At 63.2% G+C, this 19,043-nt stretch carries 13 protein-coding genes and 1 pseudogene; 6 read left to right on the top strand and 8 right to left on the bottom strand.

Annotated features, from left to right (window positions below; translation table 11 throughout):
- Positions 1–22: 22 nt before the first annotated feature.
- Positions 23–499: pseudogene (locus tag ACVC5H_RS00335) on the top strand (transposase); the annotation flags it as partial.
- 41 nt (positions 500–540) lie between these two features.
- On the opposite strand, the gene ACVC5H_RS00330 reads toward ACVC5H_RS00335, so the two are convergent.
- Positions 541–2,763, bottom strand: coding sequence for a TonB-dependent siderophore receptor (locus ACVC5H_RS00330; RefSeq protein ID WP_489620463.1), 2,223 nt, complete (start codon positions 2,761–2,763; stop codon positions 541–543).
- A gap of 395 nt (positions 2,764–3,158) precedes the next feature.
- Here ACVC5H_RS00330 and ACVC5H_RS00325 point away from each other — a divergent pair, with 395 nt between their 5' ends.
- Together ACVC5H_RS00325 and ACVC5H_RS00320 are read left to right on the top strand one after the other, a co-directional pair.
- Positions 3,159–4,019, top strand: coding sequence for a hypothetical protein (locus ACVC5H_RS00325; RefSeq protein WP_489620462.1), 861 nt, complete (start codon positions 3,159–3,161; stop codon positions 4,017–4,019).
- Positions 4,020–4,067: 48 nt separating this feature from the next.
- Positions 4,068–6,401, top strand: coding sequence for a putative bifunctional diguanylate cyclase/phosphodiesterase (locus tag ACVC5H_RS00320; RefSeq protein WP_489620461.1), 2,334 nt, complete (start codon positions 4,068–4,070; stop codon positions 6,399–6,401).
- Positions 6,402–6,423: 22 nt separating this feature from the next.
- On the opposite strand, the gene ACVC5H_RS00315 is transcribed toward ACVC5H_RS00320, so the two are convergent.
- From ACVC5H_RS00315 to ACVC5H_RS00295, 5 genes are all read right to left on the bottom strand, one after another.
- Positions 6,424–9,597, bottom strand: coding sequence for a CusA/CzcA family heavy metal efflux RND transporter (locus ACVC5H_RS00315; protein WP_489620460.1), 3,174 nt, complete (start codon positions 9,595–9,597; stop codon positions 6,424–6,426).
- Between the two features lie 56 nt (positions 9,598–9,653).
- Positions 9,654–10,883 (bottom strand): efflux RND transporter periplasmic adaptor subunit, encoded by a 1,230-nt coding sequence (locus ACVC5H_RS00310; protein WP_489620459.1) that lies wholly within the window; start codon positions 10,881–10,883, stop codon positions 9,654–9,656.
- Between the two features lie 8 nt (positions 10,884–10,891).
- A complete protein-coding gene (locus ACVC5H_RS00305) occupies positions 10,892–12,106 on the bottom strand; it encodes a TolC family protein (RefSeq protein WP_489620458.1) in 1,215 nt (404 codons plus the stop codon).
- Positions 12,107–12,226: 120 nt separating this feature from the next.
- Positions 12,227–12,637, bottom strand: coding sequence for a cobalt transporter (locus ACVC5H_RS00300; RefSeq protein ID WP_489620457.1), 411 nt, complete (start codon positions 12,635–12,637; stop codon positions 12,227–12,229).
- A 77-nt stretch (positions 12,638–12,714) separates the two neighbouring features.
- Positions 12,715–13,005: a DUF4148 domain-containing protein gene (locus ACVC5H_RS00295; protein WP_489620456.1), complete on the bottom strand. Its 291-nt coding sequence runs from the start codon at positions 13,003–13,005 to the stop codon at positions 12,715–12,717.
- Positions 13,006–13,225: 220 nt separating this feature from the next.
- Here ACVC5H_RS00295 and ACVC5H_RS00290 point away from each other — a divergent pair, with 220 nt between their 5' ends.
- Together ACVC5H_RS00290 and ACVC5H_RS00285 are read left to right on the top strand one after the other, a co-directional pair.
- Positions 13,226–13,897, top strand: coding sequence for a heavy metal response regulator transcription factor (locus ACVC5H_RS00290; RefSeq protein WP_489620455.1), 672 nt, complete (start codon positions 13,226–13,228; stop codon positions 13,895–13,897).
- Positions 13,894–15,309 (top strand): heavy metal sensor histidine kinase, encoded by a 1,416-nt coding sequence (locus ACVC5H_RS00285; protein ID WP_489620454.1) that lies wholly within the window; start codon positions 13,894–13,896, stop codon positions 15,307–15,309. Before ACVC5H_RS00290 ends, ACVC5H_RS00285 begins: the two co-directional genes overlap by 4 nt.
- A 198-nt stretch (positions 15,310–15,507) precedes the next feature.
- On the opposite strand, the gene ACVC5H_RS00280 is transcribed toward ACVC5H_RS00285, so the two are convergent.
- Positions 15,508–15,690 (bottom strand): helix-turn-helix domain-containing protein, encoded by a 183-nt coding sequence (locus ACVC5H_RS00280; RefSeq protein ID WP_489620453.1) that lies wholly within the window; start codon positions 15,688–15,690, stop codon positions 15,508–15,510.
- Between the two features lie 337 nt (positions 15,691–16,027).
- On the opposite strand from ACVC5H_RS00280, the gene ACVC5H_RS00275 reads away from it, so the two are divergent.
- Entirely contained in the window at positions 16,028–17,308 is a 1,281-nt protein-coding gene (locus tag ACVC5H_RS00275; RefSeq protein ID WP_489620452.1) for a DUF445 domain-containing protein, read from the top strand.
- 22 nt (positions 17,309–17,330) lie between these two features.
- On the opposite strand, the gene ACVC5H_RS00270 is transcribed toward ACVC5H_RS00275, so the two are convergent.
- Positions 17,331–18,977 (bottom strand): acyl-CoA synthetase, encoded by a 1,647-nt coding sequence (locus tag ACVC5H_RS00270; protein WP_489620451.1) that lies wholly within the window; start codon positions 18,975–18,977, stop codon positions 17,331–17,333.
- Positions 18,978–19,043 lie beyond the last annotated feature (66 nt).

Raw genomic sequence — 19,043 nt, 5'->3', positions numbered from 1 at the left:
GCAAATTTCCGGGGAAAGTGGGTCAGTTTTCGATGCAACTCAACAGCTGTGTATCGTCCACATGGTCCGGCACAGCTTGAATTACGTCTCATGGAAACGACGTCCGGAGGTGGCGGCTGACCTACGATTGATTTACCAGTCGGCAACCGCCGAAGAAGCCGAACTCCGACTCGGTGAATTCGAAGAGAAATGGGATGCAGAGTATCTGCCTATCGGCCAATCCTGGCGGCGCAACTGGCCCCGTCTGATTCCGTTCTTCGACTTCCCACCAGAGATTCGAAAGGTCATCTATACGACCAATGCCATCGAGTCGGTCAACATGAGTTTGCGCAAGCTGACTAAGAACCGGGGCTCGTTCCCCAGCGATGAGGCGCTGATTAAACTCTTCTTCCTGGCCCTGCGCAACATCAGTAAAAAGTGGACGCTGCCCATCCGAGATTGGAAAGCTGCACTGACTCGGTTTACTATCCAGTTCGGTGAACGTATCTCTATGAATTAAACGAAATCCCGTTTACACAAAAAATCGGACACGCCCATCCCTCAATACCTCCAGTTAACAGAAATACTCCCATTAACCGGCGCCGCATAATAAGACTGACTCCAATAAACGCTAGTCAAATATTTCTTATTAAATAAATTATTCAGATTAGCCGACACGCTAAGATTTTTGCTGATGTCATAAGAGGCCATCAGGTTAACCACAGAGTACCCCCCCTGATAAGCCGCATTGGTACTGTCATAGCTGGTCTTGCTCTGATAATTCAAACTCGCCCCCACCTTGACCTGCTCCATCTGCGGCAGACGATAGGTGGTAGACAAGCGCAGCTGATGTCGCGGCACATACAGCCTGACCGAGCTGCCATCATCGCCAGTGATTCGCTGTACCACCAGCCCCGCACTGGCCTGCCAGTTCTTGGCCAGTTCCCCCGAGAGGTCATATTCGATGCCTTCAGATTTCGCATTGATACCGCGATAGTAAGCCGTCGCCCCGATAGTCCCCGCCTGCTCCGCAATATTGCTCTGCTCGACACGGAACAATGCCAGCGAGGTGTTCAGCCTGCGCTGGAAGAATTCCCCTTTCAGACCCACCTCATACGCCTTGCCCTTGGCCGCCGCCAGTACCGCCCCGCTCGCATCGGTGCTGCTCTGCGGATTGAAGATGCGCGTATAGCTGCCGTAAGCCGAGATGTGCTGCGTGAGATCAAACACCACACCGGTATAAGGCGATAAGGCCGACTGGCTCAGCTGATGCGCCACGCCGTAAGCCTGGCCGGTCGAATCCGCCTGCGTGTAATTGGCACCGATCAGCCATTTCAGGCGGTCACTGAGATTGAGCCGCGTGGCGCCATAGATCGTCTTGCGGCGGTCGTCATAGCTGCTGCCATCGATCAGGTAATCAAACGTCGGCTCGACATACGAACCATCGAAAGCCTGCGACGTGGAGATCGCACTATTGAGCCCCTGCCCATAATGGCTGATGTCATAGAGCTTCGAATCAGAAATATTGATCCCCACGTTGGCATCATGTTCGCGCCCGAACAAGGTGTACTTGCCCGTCAGGTTGCTGTCCACATAGCTCTGCTTGTTTGCGCTGTCATACAGGGAGGGATAGGAGTAGAGCCCGGTGCCGGTGGCCTTGTCCGGCGTGCCGTAGACATACAGCAGCGCCGCATCGCTGCGGATCTCGTTGTAACCCACGGTGGTCTTCCACTGCCATCCATCGCCCACGGCCTTTTGCAGTTCGGCGAAGCTGCGTTCCTGGGTGGAATCCAGATACGACCAGTCCGCCGACGTGCTGGTCCCCACACCATAGTTGGTCGCGCTGCCGTCCGTGTAGGTCAGCGGCAATGCGCCCCACATCGCGCCCTTGCCATGCACCTTCTGGTAGCTGTAACCGGCCGTCAACAGGGTGTCGTTGCCCAGCTCGGCTTCAATGACGCCATAGAACACATCCCTGGTCGGACGATAGCGGTCGAGGTAGGAATTGCCTTCCTGATGGGAGGCCACCACGCGTGCGGTCAGCGTGCCGGCGGCATTGATGGGACCGGACAGGTCGGCATCGACCCGGCGCGTATCCCAGGAACCCAGCTTCACGCTCGCCGAGGCCTGGAAGTCCTTGGTCGGACGCTTGCGGATGAAGTTGACCGTGGCCGAAGGATTGCCGGTGGATGAGGTCAGGCCATTGGCGCCGCGTACGATCTCCACGCGGTCATACATGGCCATGTCCATGTCGCCGTATTGCACGCCAAAGGTCATCGGGATGCCGACGCCGTCGAACATGAAATTGGTCACGTCAAAACCGCGCGCGGTGTAATACGTGCGATCGGTCTCGACCTTCTCGACGGTCACGCCCGTGGTGCTGGCCAGGACATCGTTGATGGTGTTGAGCTGGAAGTCATCCATCTTGGCGCGCGTGACCACCGAGATCGATTGCGGTGTCTCGCGCGGCGACAGCGGCAGGTTGGTCGCGGAACTGCTCTGTTTGATGGTGTAGGTGTCGGAGCCTTCCGTGGGTGCCTGCGCGGCGCGGTCAGCCGTCACGCTCACCTCCGGCAGGGCCTGCACCGTACTCGCCGTCTGCTCCTGGGCATGCGCAGGCAACGCGGCCACGGAAGCACAGGCCAGGGCCACGGCAGAGCAAAGGCGGGTGAGTCGGAACGGTGGTGGAACAAAAGAGGCAGGAGCGTGCGAAGCGTAGGCAGACATGGACAGGATCAGATCATCAGAGGGAGAAAATAAAAATCGGCAGACTGCGCCGATCATAAATAGTAATGATAATAATTATTATTCATATATTCTCCTAGAGCAACCCGTTTGTCTTTGCGGGTATTTGCATTTCCGGCATAAGGCGACATTGCCGATGAGCTTGAGCATGCGGGTCCGGCACCGTCGATCTTGCCCTGCCCGCATCAAAAAGTGCAGCAATACGGCCAGGGAAAGTCGCCATTCCTCATCCTGAAACCCGCTGCAGATCCCTGTTTGCGTCCCATCAAGCCACGCTGTGCAGGCGCACCACAACAATATCCACGACTCCGCACAAATCCTTGCGATTGCCCATCCGCTTGCATACCATCAGACCAACAATTCGAGCTCCCAACGCCATGAGTAGAGACAAGTCGAGCGCCCGAAGCGTAGCTGCGGTTGTGCTCGTCCTGGCGATGAGCCTGCTCTGCGCCGCCTCCACCCGCGCCCAAACCACCGCCGCGAACGCGCCCGTCATCGAGATCAAGCTCGCCGATCTCAATGACGACAATCCCGTGATCCACTATCGCAAGGCCCTGCTGGAACTGGCCATGCGCGCCAGCGGCCGCCCCTTTGTCATCAAGGGCTGCCAGGTGGCCAACGTGGCGACCTCGGACCAGCGCTACGTGCAGCTGATCCAGGCCGGCCAGTATTGCAACCTGTTGGCCACCTCCGCCGGCAGCGGCATGACCCGGACACTGGAAGCCATCCCCTTCCCCATCTATCTTGGCGGCGGCGGCTATCGCGTGCTGCTGGCCAATCGTCAGAGCCTGGAACGCGCCGCCAGCATCCGCACCCTGGATGATCTGCGCGCCTTCACTATCGGTTCCGGCATCGGTTGGCTCGATACCAGCATCATGCAAGCCAATCACCTCAAGGTGGCGCAGGGCAATTACATGAACCTGTTCGAGATGCTCAAGGCAGGGCGTTTCGATTTCTACAACCGATCCATCTTCGAGGCCGCCAGCGAACTGGAGACCTACGATCCGAAACACCAGCTGGCCGTCGTGCCGGACCTGGTGCTGTATTACCCGACGGACCTGTTCTTCTACACCACACCGGGACGCGACGATATCCGCGAGGCCCTGCTCGACGGTCTCAGGAAGATCCATCGCAACGGCGCCCTGCTGGACCTGATCCAGAGGCACCACTCCACCCGTCACGTGCGCCAGGCCCTGCGGGGCACGCATCCACGCGTGATCGTGCTGCAGAACGACCGCCTGACCCCCTCCGAACGCCTGGCCATCGAGACCTACAAGATGGACTGGTTCAAGTAGCCCCGCACGCTTGCCCTTCTTTTCAACCTCCGACCCGCACGGCCCGCCATGATCACGAAGACCACCAGCCTCGGCCTCTACATCGCCTGTGCCCTGCTGGTGGCCTTGAGCCTGCCGGTGGTGGTGGCGCTGACCGTGCTCAACAGCACGCGCGAACAACAGATCAGCCAGGAGATGACCGCCCTGGTCGATGAAAAGAGCCAGACCCTGGCGCACAGCCTGGTGCTGCCGGTATGGAGCCTCAATCAATCCGACATGACCGCCCTGCTGCAGGCAAGCATGCTCGATACCCAGGTGGTCTCGGTCGACATCCGCGACCCCGAAGAGCGCACCCTCGCGCGTCTGGAAGAGCCGCTGCGCCGCAGTGGCAACCTGCTCACGCGCACCCTGCCCCTGACCATGCAGCAGCAGGACCGCACCGTCACCCTGGGCAGCGTGCAGCTCGTGGTGTCCGATGCCCAGCTCCAGCGCAAGCTGGCCGGCGACAAGCGCTTCCATACATGCGTGCTGCTGGCCCAGGGCGTGGTGGCGCTGCTCATCATCGGACTCCTGGTCTACCGCCGCATCCTGGCGCCCATCCGCAAGCTCACCGTGGCCACGGCGCGCATCGAGCGCGGCAATTTCACCACCCGCATCGCGCTGCCGCAAAAGGATGAGATCGGCCTGCTGGCGCACCGCATGGACGCCATGCAGACCAGCCTGAAAACCCTCTTCGACGAGCAGGCGGCGATCCTCGGCAATATCCCGGCCGGCGTGCTGTTCGTGCGCAATGGCCGCATCGCCTTCGCCAATGACGCAGCCCAGTCCATGCTGGGCATGAGCGACACCGGGCTAACCGCGCTATCGAGCGCGCAGATCTTCGAAGAGCCGGAGCAACAGGCCGCTTACCTGGACAGCAAGCTGGCGCACCATCACGGCAGGGTGGGCGAGATCGTCATGCTCAAGCGCGCCGATGGCCGCACCTTGCCGGCCGAACTGCGCACTTCGCTCATCGACGCGGCGTGCCCGCAGGATCAGATCTGGGTGCTCATCGATGTCTCCGAACGGCTGGAAGCCGAGAGCAGCATCGCCCGGCTGAGCTACTACGATCCGGTCACCCAGCTGCCCAACCGGCAGCTTTCCCTTGACCGGCTGCGGCGTGCACTCATACGCCAGCAGTCACATGGCATGCCGCTGATCGTGTTCTACATGGAGATCCATCGCGCCGATCTCTCCCATGGCCTGGTCAAGGCCGATGATGCGGATCGCTTCCTGGGGGAGTGCGCGCGCCGCATGGCCGCCTGCGTTGGCGGCGACTACCTGCTGGTACGGATCGATGGCGAACGGTTCGCTTTAGGCGGCCAGCTCGGCAGCAAAGAGCTGGCCGAGGGCATCAAGTCATGCGAGGCACTGGCCAACCGTCTCATCGCCGCGCTGGCACCGCCGCCGGGTACGCTGGAGACCTTCCCCTGCTCCCTCAACATCGGCATCAATATCCTGCGCGGGGAGGTGCAATCGGCCGAGGAAGCGGTGATGCAAGCCAAGCTGGCCATGGTGCAGTCGCTGGCGGCAGGCCGCAACGTATTCCGCTTCTTCGATCCGGCCATGCAGGCCCTGGCCGCCCAGCGCAGTGCGCTCGAAGTGGAACTGCGCGCCGCCGTGATGCAGCGCCAGTTCGTGGTTCACTATCAGCCGCAGGTCACCTATGACGGCAAGGTCGTGGGCGCCGAGGCCTTGGTGCGCTGGCGGCATCCGGGCAAGGGCATGGTCTCGCCGGCGCTCTTCATTCCGGTGGCCGAAGACCTGGGTCTGATGGAAGAGATCGGCCATCAGGTGCTCGAAGCCATCTGCAGCGACCTGGAAGCCTGGCAGAGTGAAGGGCTGGCGCAGGATCTGGTGATTGCGGTCAATGTCTCGGCACAGGAATTCAAGGTCGATCATTTCGTGGCGCGCTTCCACGAGACCATCCGCCAGCACCGCATCAGCTCCAAGGCGGTCAAGGTGGAACTGACCGAAAGCATGATGATCGACAGTATCGATGAGGTCATCGGAAAAATGAATGACCTCAAATCGCATGATGTGTCGATCTCGCTGGACGATTTTGGAACCGGCTATTCCTCCTTGTCTTATCTCGGACGTTTCCCCATCGACCAGCTCAAGATCGACCAGAGCTTCGTGCGCCAGATGCAGAAGGATGCGGCCACCGCCAGCATCATCCGCAGCATCATCATGCTGGGCCAGAGCCTGGGGCTGTCCATCATCGCCGAAGGGGTGGAGACGATGGAACAGCGAGACCTGCTGCATGCCCAGGGTTGCACGCTGTACCAGGGTTTCTGGTACGGCCGCCCGATGTCCGGCGAACACTTCACGGCGCTGCTCGAAGGACGGCAGCGCGTGGCCTGAGCGGACACCGGCGGGTCTTGGATCAGCGGCGCGCCCGGAACTTCCGGCGCGGCGCGGTCACCGCCGCGTCCTCATCGCGCCCATGCGCCATCCGATACAGCAGTGGCAGCACCAGCAGCGTCAGTGCCGTGGACGAAAGGACGCCGCCAATGACCACCGTCGCCAGCGGCCGCTGTACCTCGGCCCCGGTGCCGGTGGCCAGCGCCATCGGCACGAAGCCCAGCGACGCCACCAGCGCCGTCATCAGCACTGGACGCAGACGCGTCATGGCGCCCTCAAGGATGGCGTCCTCCAGCGAGCGCCCCTCTTCGCGCAGGCTGCGGATGAAGGAGATCATCACCAGCCCGTTCAACACCGCCACACCCGAGAGCGCAATGAAACCCACTGCCGCCGAGATCGACATCGGAATGCCGCGCGCGGCCAGTGCCAGGATGCAGCCGGTCAGTGCAAAGGGAATGCCGGTAAACACCAGCAAGCCATCCTTGACGTTGTTGAACATCGCAAACAGCAGCACGAACACCATCAGCAGCGCCACCGGGATGACGATCTGCAGGCGTCTCGTCGCCGATTGCAGGTTCTCGAACTGGCCGCCCCAGGTGGTCCAGTAGCCCGTGGGAATCCTGACCTGGGCCTGCAGCGCAGCTTCGGCATCGGCCACGAAGGAACCGAGATCGCGTCCGCGCACGTTGGCGCTGACCACGATGCGGCGCTTGCCGTCTTCACGGCTGACCTGGTTGGGACCGGGCGCGATATTGAGTGCAGCCACTTCGCCCAGGGGCACATAGCTGGTACGGCTGGCGCCTTCCTGCGGCGGCAGCGCAATGGGCAGCCGGCGCAGCGCCTCCAGATCCGCGCGTGCGGCTTCCGGCAGGCGTACCACGATGGCAGAGCGCCGGTCGCCCCGGAACAGCGTACCGGCCTGGGTGCCGCCGATGGCGGTGGCCAGCGTGTCCTGGATGTCGGCCACGTTCAAACCGTAGCGCGCGATTTTTTCTCGGTCGATGTCGATGGAGAGCATGGGCAATCCCGTGGTCTGCTCCACCTTCACCTCGGTGGCACCGGGCGTCTTCTGCAGCACGGCGGCCACCTTGGCGGCGGTGTCGTTGAGCACGGCCATGTCATCGCCGAAGATCTTGACCGCCACGTCGCTGCGCACACCGGAAATCAGTTCGTTGAAGCGCAGCTGGATGGGTTGCGAGAACTCATAGCTGTTGCCCGGGATGCGGGATACCGCCTGTTGTATCGCCGCCCGAAGTTCATCGTGCGTCTTGCGCGGTTGCGGCCATTGCGATTCGGGTTTCAGCATGATGTAGCCATCGGAGATGTTGGGCGGCATCGGGTCCGAGGCCACTTCGGCCGTGCCGGTGCGGGCGAAGACGCGTTCGATCTCGGGGAACTGCTGCTTGAGCGCCCGCTCGATCTGCTGCTGCATCTGCACCGATTGCGACAGGCTGGTGCCGGGGATGCGCAGCGCCTGGATGGCCATGTCACCCTCGTTGAGGCTGGGAACGAATTCCGTACCCAGGCGCGTGGCCAGCACGCCGCAGACCACGATCAGCGCCGCCGCGAAGCTGAGCACCACCGGCTTGTTGTCCATGATGCGCACCAGCAGCGGGGCATAGAGCTGCTTGGCCCAGGCCATCAGGGGGGTCTCCTTTTCCGCGACCTTCTCCCCGATAAACAGGGCGATTGCGGCCGGTATGAAGGTAACCGACAAAATCATCGCGCCCAGCAGCGCAGTCACCACGGTGAAGGCCATGGGGGTGAACATCTTTCCTTCCACGCCGGTCAGCGCAAACATGGGCAGGTAGACGATCATGATGATGAACTGTCCGAACAGCAGCGGACGACGCGCCTCCTTTGCCGCCGCAAAGACTTCATGGAAGCGCTCGCTGCGGGTGAGCGCGCGGCCGAGGTGCTGCTGGGCATGGGCCAGGCGGCGCACGCAATTTTCCACGATCACCACGGCGCCATCGATGATGATGCCGAAATCCAGCGCGCCCAGGCTCAGCAGGTTGGCGCTGACCTTGTTGGAGACCATGCCGGTGAAGGTGAAGAGCATCGCCAGCGGAATCACCATGGCCGTGATGATGGCCGCACGGATGTTGCCGAGGAAGACGAAGAGCACCGCAATGACCAGCAGCGCGCCTTCGACCAGGTTCTTCTTGACCGTGGAAATCGCCTTGTCCACCAGCACGGTGCGGTCATAGACGGTGATGGCTTGCACGCCCTCCGGCAGGCTGCGATTGATTTCGCGCATCTTCTTGTCCACCGCTTGCGAGACCGTGCGGCTGTTCTCGCCGATCAGCATGAAGACCGTGCCGAGCACCACTTCGCGCCCGTTCTCGGTCGCCGCACCCGTGCGCAGTTCGCGCCCCTGCCCGACCTCAGCCACATCACGAATATGAATGGGCACGCTCCGCACATTGGCCAGGACAATATTGCCGATGTCCTCCGCCGACCCGACCTGGCCCGGCACGCGGATCAGGGTTTGCTCGCCGCGCCGTTCGATGTAGCCGGCGCCGACATTGCCGTTGTTCTTCTCCAGCGCCTTGAGGAGATGATCCATGCTCAGGCCGTAGGAGGCCAGCCGCTCCACCGAAGGGGCCACCTGGTATTCGCGCGCGTCACCGCCGATGGTATTGATGTCGGTCACGCCCGGTACCAGCCGCAGTTGCGGCTTGATGATCCAATCCTGGATCTCGCGCAGGTCGGCGGCGCTGTAGGGGCTGCCATCGGGTTTGCGGGCATCGTCGCGGGCTCCCACGGTCCACAGGTAGATTTCGCCAAGACCGGTGGAGATCGGTCCCATGGCCGGATCGATGCCGGACGGCAGCTGGCTCCTGGCCTGCTGGATGCGCTCGTTGACCAGCTGGCGCGCGAAGTAGATGTCGGTGCCCTCCTTGAAGATCACCGTGACCTGCGACAGCCCGTAACGCGAGAGCGAGCGCACCTGTTCCAGGTGCGGCAGGCCCGACATCGCGGTCTCCATCGGGTAGCTGATGCGCTGCTCGGTCTCCAGCGGCGAGTAGCCGGGCGCGGCGGTATTGATCTGGACCTGCACGTTGGTAATGTCGGGCACGGCGTCGATGGGCAGCTTCTGGTAGCTGTACACGCCACAGGCGGCCATGCCCAGCACCGCCAGCAGGACCAGCCACCGGTGCTCGATGGCAAAGCGGATGATACGTTCGAACATGATTTTTCTCTCAGGGGTTCTTCATGAATGGTCAGCAGTGCGCGCAGTGAGGCGCATCAGTGGCTGTGCTCGGCCGAACCCTTGCCCAGCTCGGCCTTGATGGCGAAGCTGCCGGTGGACGCGTATGGCTGGCCCGGCTGCAGGCCGGAGAGGATTTCCACGGTCTTGCCGTCGCTCTGTCCCACGCGCACCGGCTGCGCCCTGAAGCCATCGTCCACGCGTACGAAGACCACCGGCTTGTCGTCGACCGTCTGCACGGCTTCCGCCTGAACGGCCACGGGCACGTCGCGGGTGTCATTGATCACGTCCACCGAGACGAACAGGCCGGGGCGCCAGCGTTCTTCAGGATTGGGCAGCACCACGTGGGCGCGCGCCGTGCGCGTCTGCTCGCCGATCAGCGCGCCGATGAAGGACACCTTGCCGGTGGCCGACGCATCAAAGGCTGTGGCACGCACCACGGCGCGCGTGCCTACACGCAGCGTCTGCAAGTCCTTGGGAGAGACGATGATCTCGGCCCACACGGTAGAGAGATCGGCGATGAGGAAGGCATTGGCATCCTCGCGCACGGCCTCGCCCAGGCCCAGGTGTTTTTCCACGACGGTGCCGTCGAAGGGCGCGCGGATTTCATATCGGTTCAGGCTGCCGCTATTGCCCGCTGTCGCGGTGGCGCCGATGGCCCGCAATTTCTGGCGTGCGTTGCGCGCGGCGACTTCGGCTTCCTGCAGCGCGACCTGGGCCTGCTGGTAATCCTGTTCGGCCGAAATCTTCTGCTCCCACAGCTGCTTCTCGCGTTGCCAGGTGCTGCGCGCCAGTGCCAGCCGCTGTTCGGCATTGAGCAGTTCGGCACGCTGTTCCGACACCGTGCTGCTGATGATGACGGCCAGCACCTGGCCCTTCCGCACCTTCTGTCCCAGGTTGGCCGAGACCGATTCCACGATGCCCGCCACCTGCGGTACCACGTGCGCGGTGCGGTCTTCGTTGAAGCGGATTTCGCCGGGCAATTGCAGTCCGGTTTCCATGCGGGCAGGGCCGGCCTCCTGCAAGACGATACCGGCAGCGCTGATCTGCTCCTGGCTCAGGGCGATGGTGCCTTCTTCATCCTGATGTGCTGATTCGCTCTCGTCATGGTCGCCGTGATTGTCCTTGGCTTGCTTCTCGTGGCCGCCTTCTTCCTGATGCGTGGCCGCTGCGGTGGTGCTGCCATTGCCCTTCATCAGGGTCCATCCGGACAGCAGCGCTGCCATGGCGATGATCGCCGCGATGGCGAGTTTCTGTTTACGGGTCATGGGCGTTCTCATGGTTGTTGGGGGATGTTGCCGACCAGACGGTCCAGTTCGGTGGCAGCCTGCCAGGCGGTGGAGAATGCTTTCCAGTACTGCGCACGCGACTGGAAGTAAGTGCGCTGCGCATCGAGCACGTCGAGGAAGCCGAACTTGCCCAGCGCAAAGCCGGTGCGCGCGGCGTCATAGGCGCTCTGCGCGCCGGGCAGGATGTCGTCTCGGAGGGCCTCTGCCTCGGCGCGTGCATTGCGCAGGCGCTCATAGGCTTGTGCCGCCTCACCCTGCATCTGCAGCTGCGTCAGCGCCAGTTCATCGCGTGCCTTGTCGGTGCGCCTGATCGCTTCCAGCTCGTTGCCGCGATTGCTGTCGAAGACCGGGATCGGCATCGACACGCCGACCACCCACATGTTGCGTGCGGCCTCTTGGTCACGTTTGTTACCAAATGAGAGGGTGAGGTCAGGCACGCGCTTGCTGCTTTCGATGCGCGCCAGGGCGCTGCGGCGCTCGACTTCCAGCCGGGCCAGTTGCACCGCCGGTCCTTCGGCCACGCGCGCGGTGAGCTCGGCGATGGCGGGCAGTGGCGGCAGTTTGTCCGCGCCGCCCTCGGCCAGCGTGAAGGCCAGATCCTGGCTGCCCCACAGACTGGCCAGATAGCGCCGGGCCAGCAGTGCTTCGCTGTCGGCCTGCTGCGCCTCCAGCCTCGCGCTGGACAAGGCCAGCTGCGCCTTGGTTTGCTCCAGCGGCGAGACCTTGCCGGCCTGCACGCGGCGTGCGGTCATGTCGGCGGCGGTCTGCGCCAGGCCGACCAGTTCGGTCGCCAGGCGCTGGCGTTCGCCGGCCAGCAGCGCATCGTGATAGGCCGCGGTAACGCGCGTGCGCAGGGCATATTGCTGGGTGGCGTAGTCCAACCGGGCCATGTCGAGCTGCCGCTGCGCTGCCTCCATGCGCGCACTGCGCTTGCCACCCAGTTCGATGGGCTGGTTGATCTGGTAGGTGGTGGTGCGGGTGGCCTTGCGGGTGTCTTCCATCAATGCCGAAAACTCCGGATTGGGCCGCGCACCGGCTTGCATCAGGCTGCCTTCGACCGCCTCGATTTCAAGGCGGGCAGCCGAGAGCGACTTGCTGCGCGTGGCCGCCAGTTCCTGCGCGGCCGACAGGGTGAGGGCGTCGGCTTGGGGTGCCGATGATGTTGTCGTGACGGATGGGATGGGCGCCGTGGCCTGTGCCATGGCGAATGCAGGCGCAAGCAGGACGAGCGCCAGCAAAGAGCTGTGCCGGTACATCGAATTCTCCAGGTTGAATGAGGGGAATCCGGCGAGAGCAAAAAGAGGGGAAACGTTCTCGCCGGCTCAGGCGGCGAGCAGCCAGTTGGGCTTGTCGGGCCCGTCGGCGATGTGGGAGTTGGGGGCGGGGGTGATGGTGCAGAAAACGTCAAGGCATGTGCAAATTCGTTCAGCCATTGTGGAGCCGCTCCATTGCACCGATTTCAGGCTGGAGAAGTGGCAGACGCCGCAGGCGAGGTCCTTGTCACCTTTGCCGGTGTCATCGTTGCCGCTGTTGTCGGCATCGTCCTGTGCGGAATTCGACGCGGAGTGCGTATGGTGGCCGGGATGGCTGGCGCTTTCCTTTTCCTGCTGGCAATAGCTGGCCACGGCTGCCCAGGAGAGCTGCAGCGGCAACAACAAGGCCAGGAAAAGAACCAGTACGCGCATGGAGTAAAGGGTGAGCGAAACAGGGTGAGCGAAACGTGAGACGGTCATGACAACGGCTACCGGCGCGAGGCGGGTAGCCGTGGCGTGTCACTGTTGCCAGCGTGGCAGCAGCGCAACGGGGGCGATCATGCGCCGTTGTAGAGCGACGAATCCAGGGCCTGGCCCTGGGTGCTGCTGTCGGAGACCGAAGGCTTGGCGCCGGTATTTTGCATCGGCTCACCCAGGCGCGCGGCTTGCAGTTCGGCCACCACGTCGGCGCGGGTCTTGCTGCCCTGGTACTGCACCACCGGATAGTTTTCACCGATGTTCAGGTTGGCCTGGTCGCGCGCGGCTTCGGTGGTCACGGTGGATTGGGCGAAGGCGGACAGGGAAAAAACGGTGGCCAGTGTGCCGAGGATGAGGTGCGAGGTTTTCATGATGAGGCTCCTTTGAAATTGCTGTTTCACAAGACCGCCGGTTCTGCACCAGAGGTGCAATGCCAGGCGGGGCGCGGTCGCCGTGCTGTGGTGGCGAATCGTTGGAATGGATTCTAGGAGCCCGCTCCGCACAGAAAGATTGCCCAGTCATTACAGATTTGTAATGAATGCCGCATCCGGCTCGTTCACAATATCGGCTTATCCGTCAGGAATTCCGATCATGCACATCTTGTTGGTAGAGGACGAACCCAAATCGGGCGAATACCTGCGCCGTGGCCTTACCGAGTCCGGTTTCGTGGTGGACTGGGTGCAGACCGGCGTGGATGGCCTGCACAACGCGCGCACACTGGATTACAAGCTGATCATCCTGGACGTGATGCTGCCCGGCATGAATGGCTGGGACATCCTGCGCGAACTGCGCCGCACGCATGACACGCCGGTGCTGTTCCTGACCGCGCGCGACGAGGTGGATGATCGCGTCAAGGGCCTGGAGCTGGGCGCCGATGATTACCTGGTCAAGCCCTTCGCCTTCACCGAACTGCTGGCGCGCGTGCGCACCCTGCTGCGGCGCGGCCCGAGCCGCGAGGCGGACCTGATCGACTATGAGGACGTGGTGGTGGACGTGATCCGCCGCAAGGTCACCCGTGCCGGCCAGCGCATCGACCTCACCGCCAAGGAATTCGCGCTCCTGCACATGCTGATCCGTCGCCCCGGTGAAGTGCTGTCGCGACCGCAGATTGCCTCCCAGGTATGGGATATGAATTTCGACAGCGATACCAACGTGGTCGACGTGGCCGTACGCCGCCTGCGGGCCAAACTGGATGAAGGGTTTGACCGCAAACTGCTGCACACGGTGTGGGGCATGGGCTACGTGTTCGAGGTGCGTCCGTGAGCCGCAACACCGCCTCGATGAGCCTGCGGCTGGTGGTGCTGTTTGGCCTGCTGGCGCTGGTGCTCTTCACGGCGGTGGGCAGCTATCTCTCGCACTCGCTGCACGTGCAGCTGGAGCGGCGCGATGACGAGGAGCTGGCCGGCAAGTGCCGTTCCATCAATCACCTGGTCGAGCATGCGGCCTCCTTGGAGGACATCCTCGCGCGCCGTCACCTGGTGCTCGATACCCTCTCCGGCCACGACCAGCTGCTGGTGCGCATCGCCCGCGCCGATGGCAGCACCCTCATGGAAAGCCACGATCCCACGCGCACCGCGCCGGGCATCGATCTGTCGACCGTCAGGATCGCCGGCTGGGATCGCATCGAAACGCTGCGCATGGGCGAACTGCGGGCGCGCTACATCGCCAGCATGCCTGCCACGCGCTCCGGTGAAAAAGCCATCGTGCTGGTAGTGCGCACCGCCTCGGACCGCATGCTGCTGCTGGCCGACTATCGTGCCGACGTGTGGTGGGCAGCGGGGATCGGCACCGTGCTGGCGACGCTGCTGAGTTATTTCCTGGTGCGCAGCGGCTTGCGTCCCTTGCGCATGATGGCCGCGCAGACGGGCGCGATCTCGGCCAACAAGCTCGATACCCGGCTCGACCTGCAAGCGGCCCCGCGCGAACTGCACGAGATCGTGCAATCCTTCAACGACATGCTGGACCGCCTGCATCGCAGCTTCCAGCAACTGAGCCAGTTCTCCGCCGATCTGGCGCATGACGTGCGCACGCCCCTCAACAACCTCATGGTGCAGACCCAGGTGGCGCTGGGCAAGCCGCGCAGCCTGGATGAATACCAGGCCCTGCTCAGCTCCAACATCGAGGAATATGAACGGCTCTCGCGCATGATGGAGAGCATGCTGTTCCTGGCCCGCGCCGACAATGCCCACGTGGTCCTGCAGATCCAGCCGCTGGAGGTGAGCGAGGAGCTCAATCGCATCGCCGAGTATTTCGAAGGCATCGCCGAGGAAGCGCAGGTGCGCATTGCGGTCAGTGGCAGCGGCACCCTGCACGCCGATGCCACCCTGCTGCGCCGCGCGGTGGGCAACCTGGTGGCCAATGCGATCCGCTATACCCCGGCGCACGGCGTCATCAGCCTGCAGGCCACGGCGCTGGCCGGGGCTACGTTGATCGAGGTCGGCAATCCCGGGACGGGCATCGCACCGGCCCAGATTGAGCGTATCTTCGACCGTTTCTACCGCGCCGATCCGGCGCGCAGCAGTGCCAGCGGTTCCAGCGGCCTGGGCCTGGCTATCGTGCGCACCATCATGGCCCTGCATGGCGGGCAAGCCAGCGCCTGCAGTGAACCCGGGAAGCACACGGTATTCACGCTGCGGTTTCCGCAGGCGCCTGTGAGCTTGCCGGGCAAAGGGTGAGAGAAGTCGTGCGGCTGGCTGAAACCTGACGCTGGCGTTGGAACGTGGGCGGCGTCAGGGGGATTGACGAAGGAACGATGTAGGCCGAAGACGTATCGAAAAGCGTAAAAAATATCGGCAAGAAAACTTAAAAAAAAGCGCAGGAAAATGGTGTGGGTCGCGAAGACGTGCAAGGCCTTCAAGAAGAACCGGGAGCGCTCAGCGCGAATCCTCACTGGGCAAGGACAACAGCCTCACGCGCATCAGGTCGGGCAATTCCATCTCCAGCGCGAAGGCCAGGGCCTCCATGTTGTCGACGGAAATATTCCTTTCCCCGCGTTCGACTTCGCTCAGGTAGGTGCGACTGATGTCAGCACGGAAGGCCAGTTCTTCTTGTGACATCTCTTTCAGCCGGCGTACCCTGCGGACGTTCTGTCCGAAGATGACGCGGGCGCTCGGTGGAGTCTCTGAATTTTTCATGAGCGCAAGGATCGGGCGGCTAGGGGTGACGGTCGATTAGCTACAATTACAAAGGCACAAACTATCGGTGACAATCCACTTATACCCTCGAATCTCTTGCTGAATAATCGAAATTTATCGAGATTCCCGGCGTAATTTGAACGTGTATTTTTCGAAAATCTTCTAGTGATCTTTCGAATAAGTTCAGAACTTCGCCCCTGGTTTACACTCATCGTCTCATGCCGCGAGTAAGGCATCCGGTCACTTCTCATCAGCTGCCATGGATAAATCATTTGCTTTGCGTCGTGCCAAGCGTCTGGCCCTTGCTTGCCTGCTGGGATCGGCTGCGCTCTTCGTGGCGGCTTCGCTCGCACCGTCTTCGATCTGGGCCGCGCTGCTGCGCGCCATGGCCGAGGCTGCGATGGTCGGTGCGCTGGCCGACTGGTTTGCGGTGACGGCGCTGTTTCGCCGCATTCCCTTGCCGCTGCTGGCGCGCCACACGGCCATCATCCCGCGCAACAAGGAACGTATTGCCGACAACCTGGCTGTCTTCGTGGAAGAAAAATTCCTGAGCCCGCGCTCCCTGGCGGGCCTGGTGCGACGCCATGATCCGGCGCAGCGGCTCGCAGCCTGGATGGCCGCCCCCGAGAACGCCGCGCGCCTGGGTGGCTATATGGCGCAGGCGGTGGCCGGTGTGCTCACGCTCACCGATGACCGCCGCATCCAGATCTTCGTGCGCGAGGCCTTGCAGACGGCGCTGGGCAAGCTGGACCTGTCGCGTTCGCTGGCCGGCATCCTCGATACCCTGACTCTGGACGGCCGCCACCAGCAATTGCTGGACCGTGCCATCGTGGCGCTGGCCGAGCTGCTCAACCGTGAACAGACGCGCGCCTTCATCGCCGAGCGCATGGTGGAGTGGCTGCAGCGCGAATATCCCAAGATCGAAAAACTGCTGCCCTCGAACTGGATCGGCGAGAAGTCCGCCGACACCCTGGCCGATATCCTCGACAAGCTCCTCACCGGCATTGCCGCCGATCCGCAGCACTCCTTGCGCCAGGCTTTCGACCGCCAGCTGGCCAGCTTCGTGGCGCGTCTCAAGGAAGATCCGGCCCTGCGCGAACGGGCCGACGAGATCAAGCGCGAAGTCTTGCAGGGCGAGGCCGTCAACGCCTACGTGGGCAGCCTCTGGGACAGCCTGCGCCTATGGCTGCGGCAAGACCTGGCGCGCCCCGATTCGGCCCTGCACGCCCAGGCCAGCGCGGCCACGCAGTGGATAGGCCACGCCCTGCAGGAGGATGCCGAACTGCGTGCTTCGCTGAACACCCATCTGGAACAGGCCATCGCCAGCCTCAGCCCGGACGTGGCGCAACTGCTCACGCGCCACATCAGCGACACCATCAAGCAGTGGGACACGGCCGAGCTGTCCCGCCAGATCGAGCTCAACATCGGCCGCGACCTGCAGTACATCCGCATCAACGGCACCCTGGTCGGCGGCCTGATCGGGGCGCTGCTGTTCGGGCTGTCGTGGCTGATGCAATGGCTGGTGCACGGGCCTTCTTGAGGCATCGGCTTCAACTTCCCTGTTACGCGCTCTCCTTGAGCGCCTTGCGCATGATCTTGCCGGTGGCAGTGGTGGGCAGCGCATCGACGAAGGCAATTTCGCGCGGATATTCATGCGCCGCCAGCTGCGAGCGCACGTGCTGCTGCAGGGCCGCCACCAGTGCGGCATCCGGGGCATGTCCCTCCTTGAGGACGACAAAAGCCTTCACCACCTCCGTACGCAGCGCATCCTTGATGCCGACGACGGCCGCGATGCGCACCGCCGGATGGCGCATGAGGCATTCCTCGATGGGCGCCGGGCCGATGCGATAGCCGGCGCTGGTGATGACGTCATCATTGCGGCCCAGGTAGCGGATGTAGCCGTCCTCATCCATGTTGCCCAGATCGCCCGTGATCAGGAAGTCGCCGGCGAACTTTTCGCGCGTGGCTTCTTCGTTACGCCAGTAGCGCAGGAACATCACCGGGTCCGGCGCGCGGATGGCGATGTTGCCCACTTCGCCGCGCGGCAGGATCTCGCCCTCTTCATCCACGATCTGCACGTCATGCCCCGGCACCGCCCGCCCCATGCTGCCCGAGGCGCTCGGATAGAGCTGCGCCGAGGAAGACACCACCAGGTTGCATTCGGTCTGGCCGTAGAACTCGTTGATGGTCACGCCCAGGGCCGAACGGCCCCAGGCGATCAGATCGTCGCCCAGCGTCTCGCCGCCGCTGGCCACGCTGCGCAGCGCGAAGTCCCATTGCGCGCGCGGGTCGGGCGTGCCGCGCAGCATCTTCAGCGCGGTAGGAGGAAAGAACACGTTGCGGATGCCATGCCGGGCCAGCAGGCCGAAGACCGTGGGGGCGTCGAATTTCTGCAGTCGCCGCGCCACCACCGCCACGCCGTGATAGAGCGAGGGCAGCAGCACATCGAGCAGGCCGCCGATCCAGGCCCAGTCGGCGGGCGTCCAGAAGCGGTCACCGGCTTGCGGAAAACCGTCGTGCGAGACTTCCACGCCGGGCAGGTGGCCCAGCAGCACGCGGTGCGCATGCAGCGCGCCCTTGGCCTTGCCGGTGGTGCCCGAGGTATAGATGATCAGGGCCGGATCGTCAGCGCGCGTGGCCACCGGCTCAAACACGGGCGAAGCGGCGCGCAGGCGGTCCCAGAAGTCGGTGGTCTGGGGCAGCACGATGTCGGTGGGCTCCACGCAGAACACCACCTTCAACGTCGGCAATGCGCCGGCCAGATGCAGCTTGTCCATGCCGGCGCCATCGGTCACCAGGGCGGCGGCTTGGCTGTTGTCGAGCCGGTAGGCGATGGCTTCCGGCCCGAACAGGTAGAACAGGGGCACCGTCACCGCACCCAGTTTGTAGGCGGCGATGTGGGTGATGACTGTCTCGATGCGTTGCGACAGATAGATGCCGATGCGGTCGCCGCGCCCGATGCCGGCCTCTGCGAGGACGTTGGCAAACTGATCGCTCAGGATCTTGAGCTGGTCGAAGCTCCAGGTGGTGACGCTGCCATCGCTGTCTTCCGCAATGATGGCGGGCCGCCCGCTGCCATCGGCCCAGCGGTCGCAGGCGGCCAGGCCGATGTTGAAGTCGTCGGGGATCTGCCAGTCGTAGCGGGAAGCGGCGTCGGCGCGGTAGTGCGCAGCAGTGATGGCGGGGCGTGGCGTAATGTCGGGGGGCATGTCTTGTCTCCTATGGGATGTCCGATGGGCCTGCCTGCGTGGGGCGCGGCTCCGTGTTCGCCGGAA

The sequence above is a fragment of the Herbaspirillum sp. Her3 genome (assembly GCF_057961275.1).
Note: the sequence above shows the minus strand (reverse complement) of the source record. Positions and strands in the feature narration are given on the sequence as shown.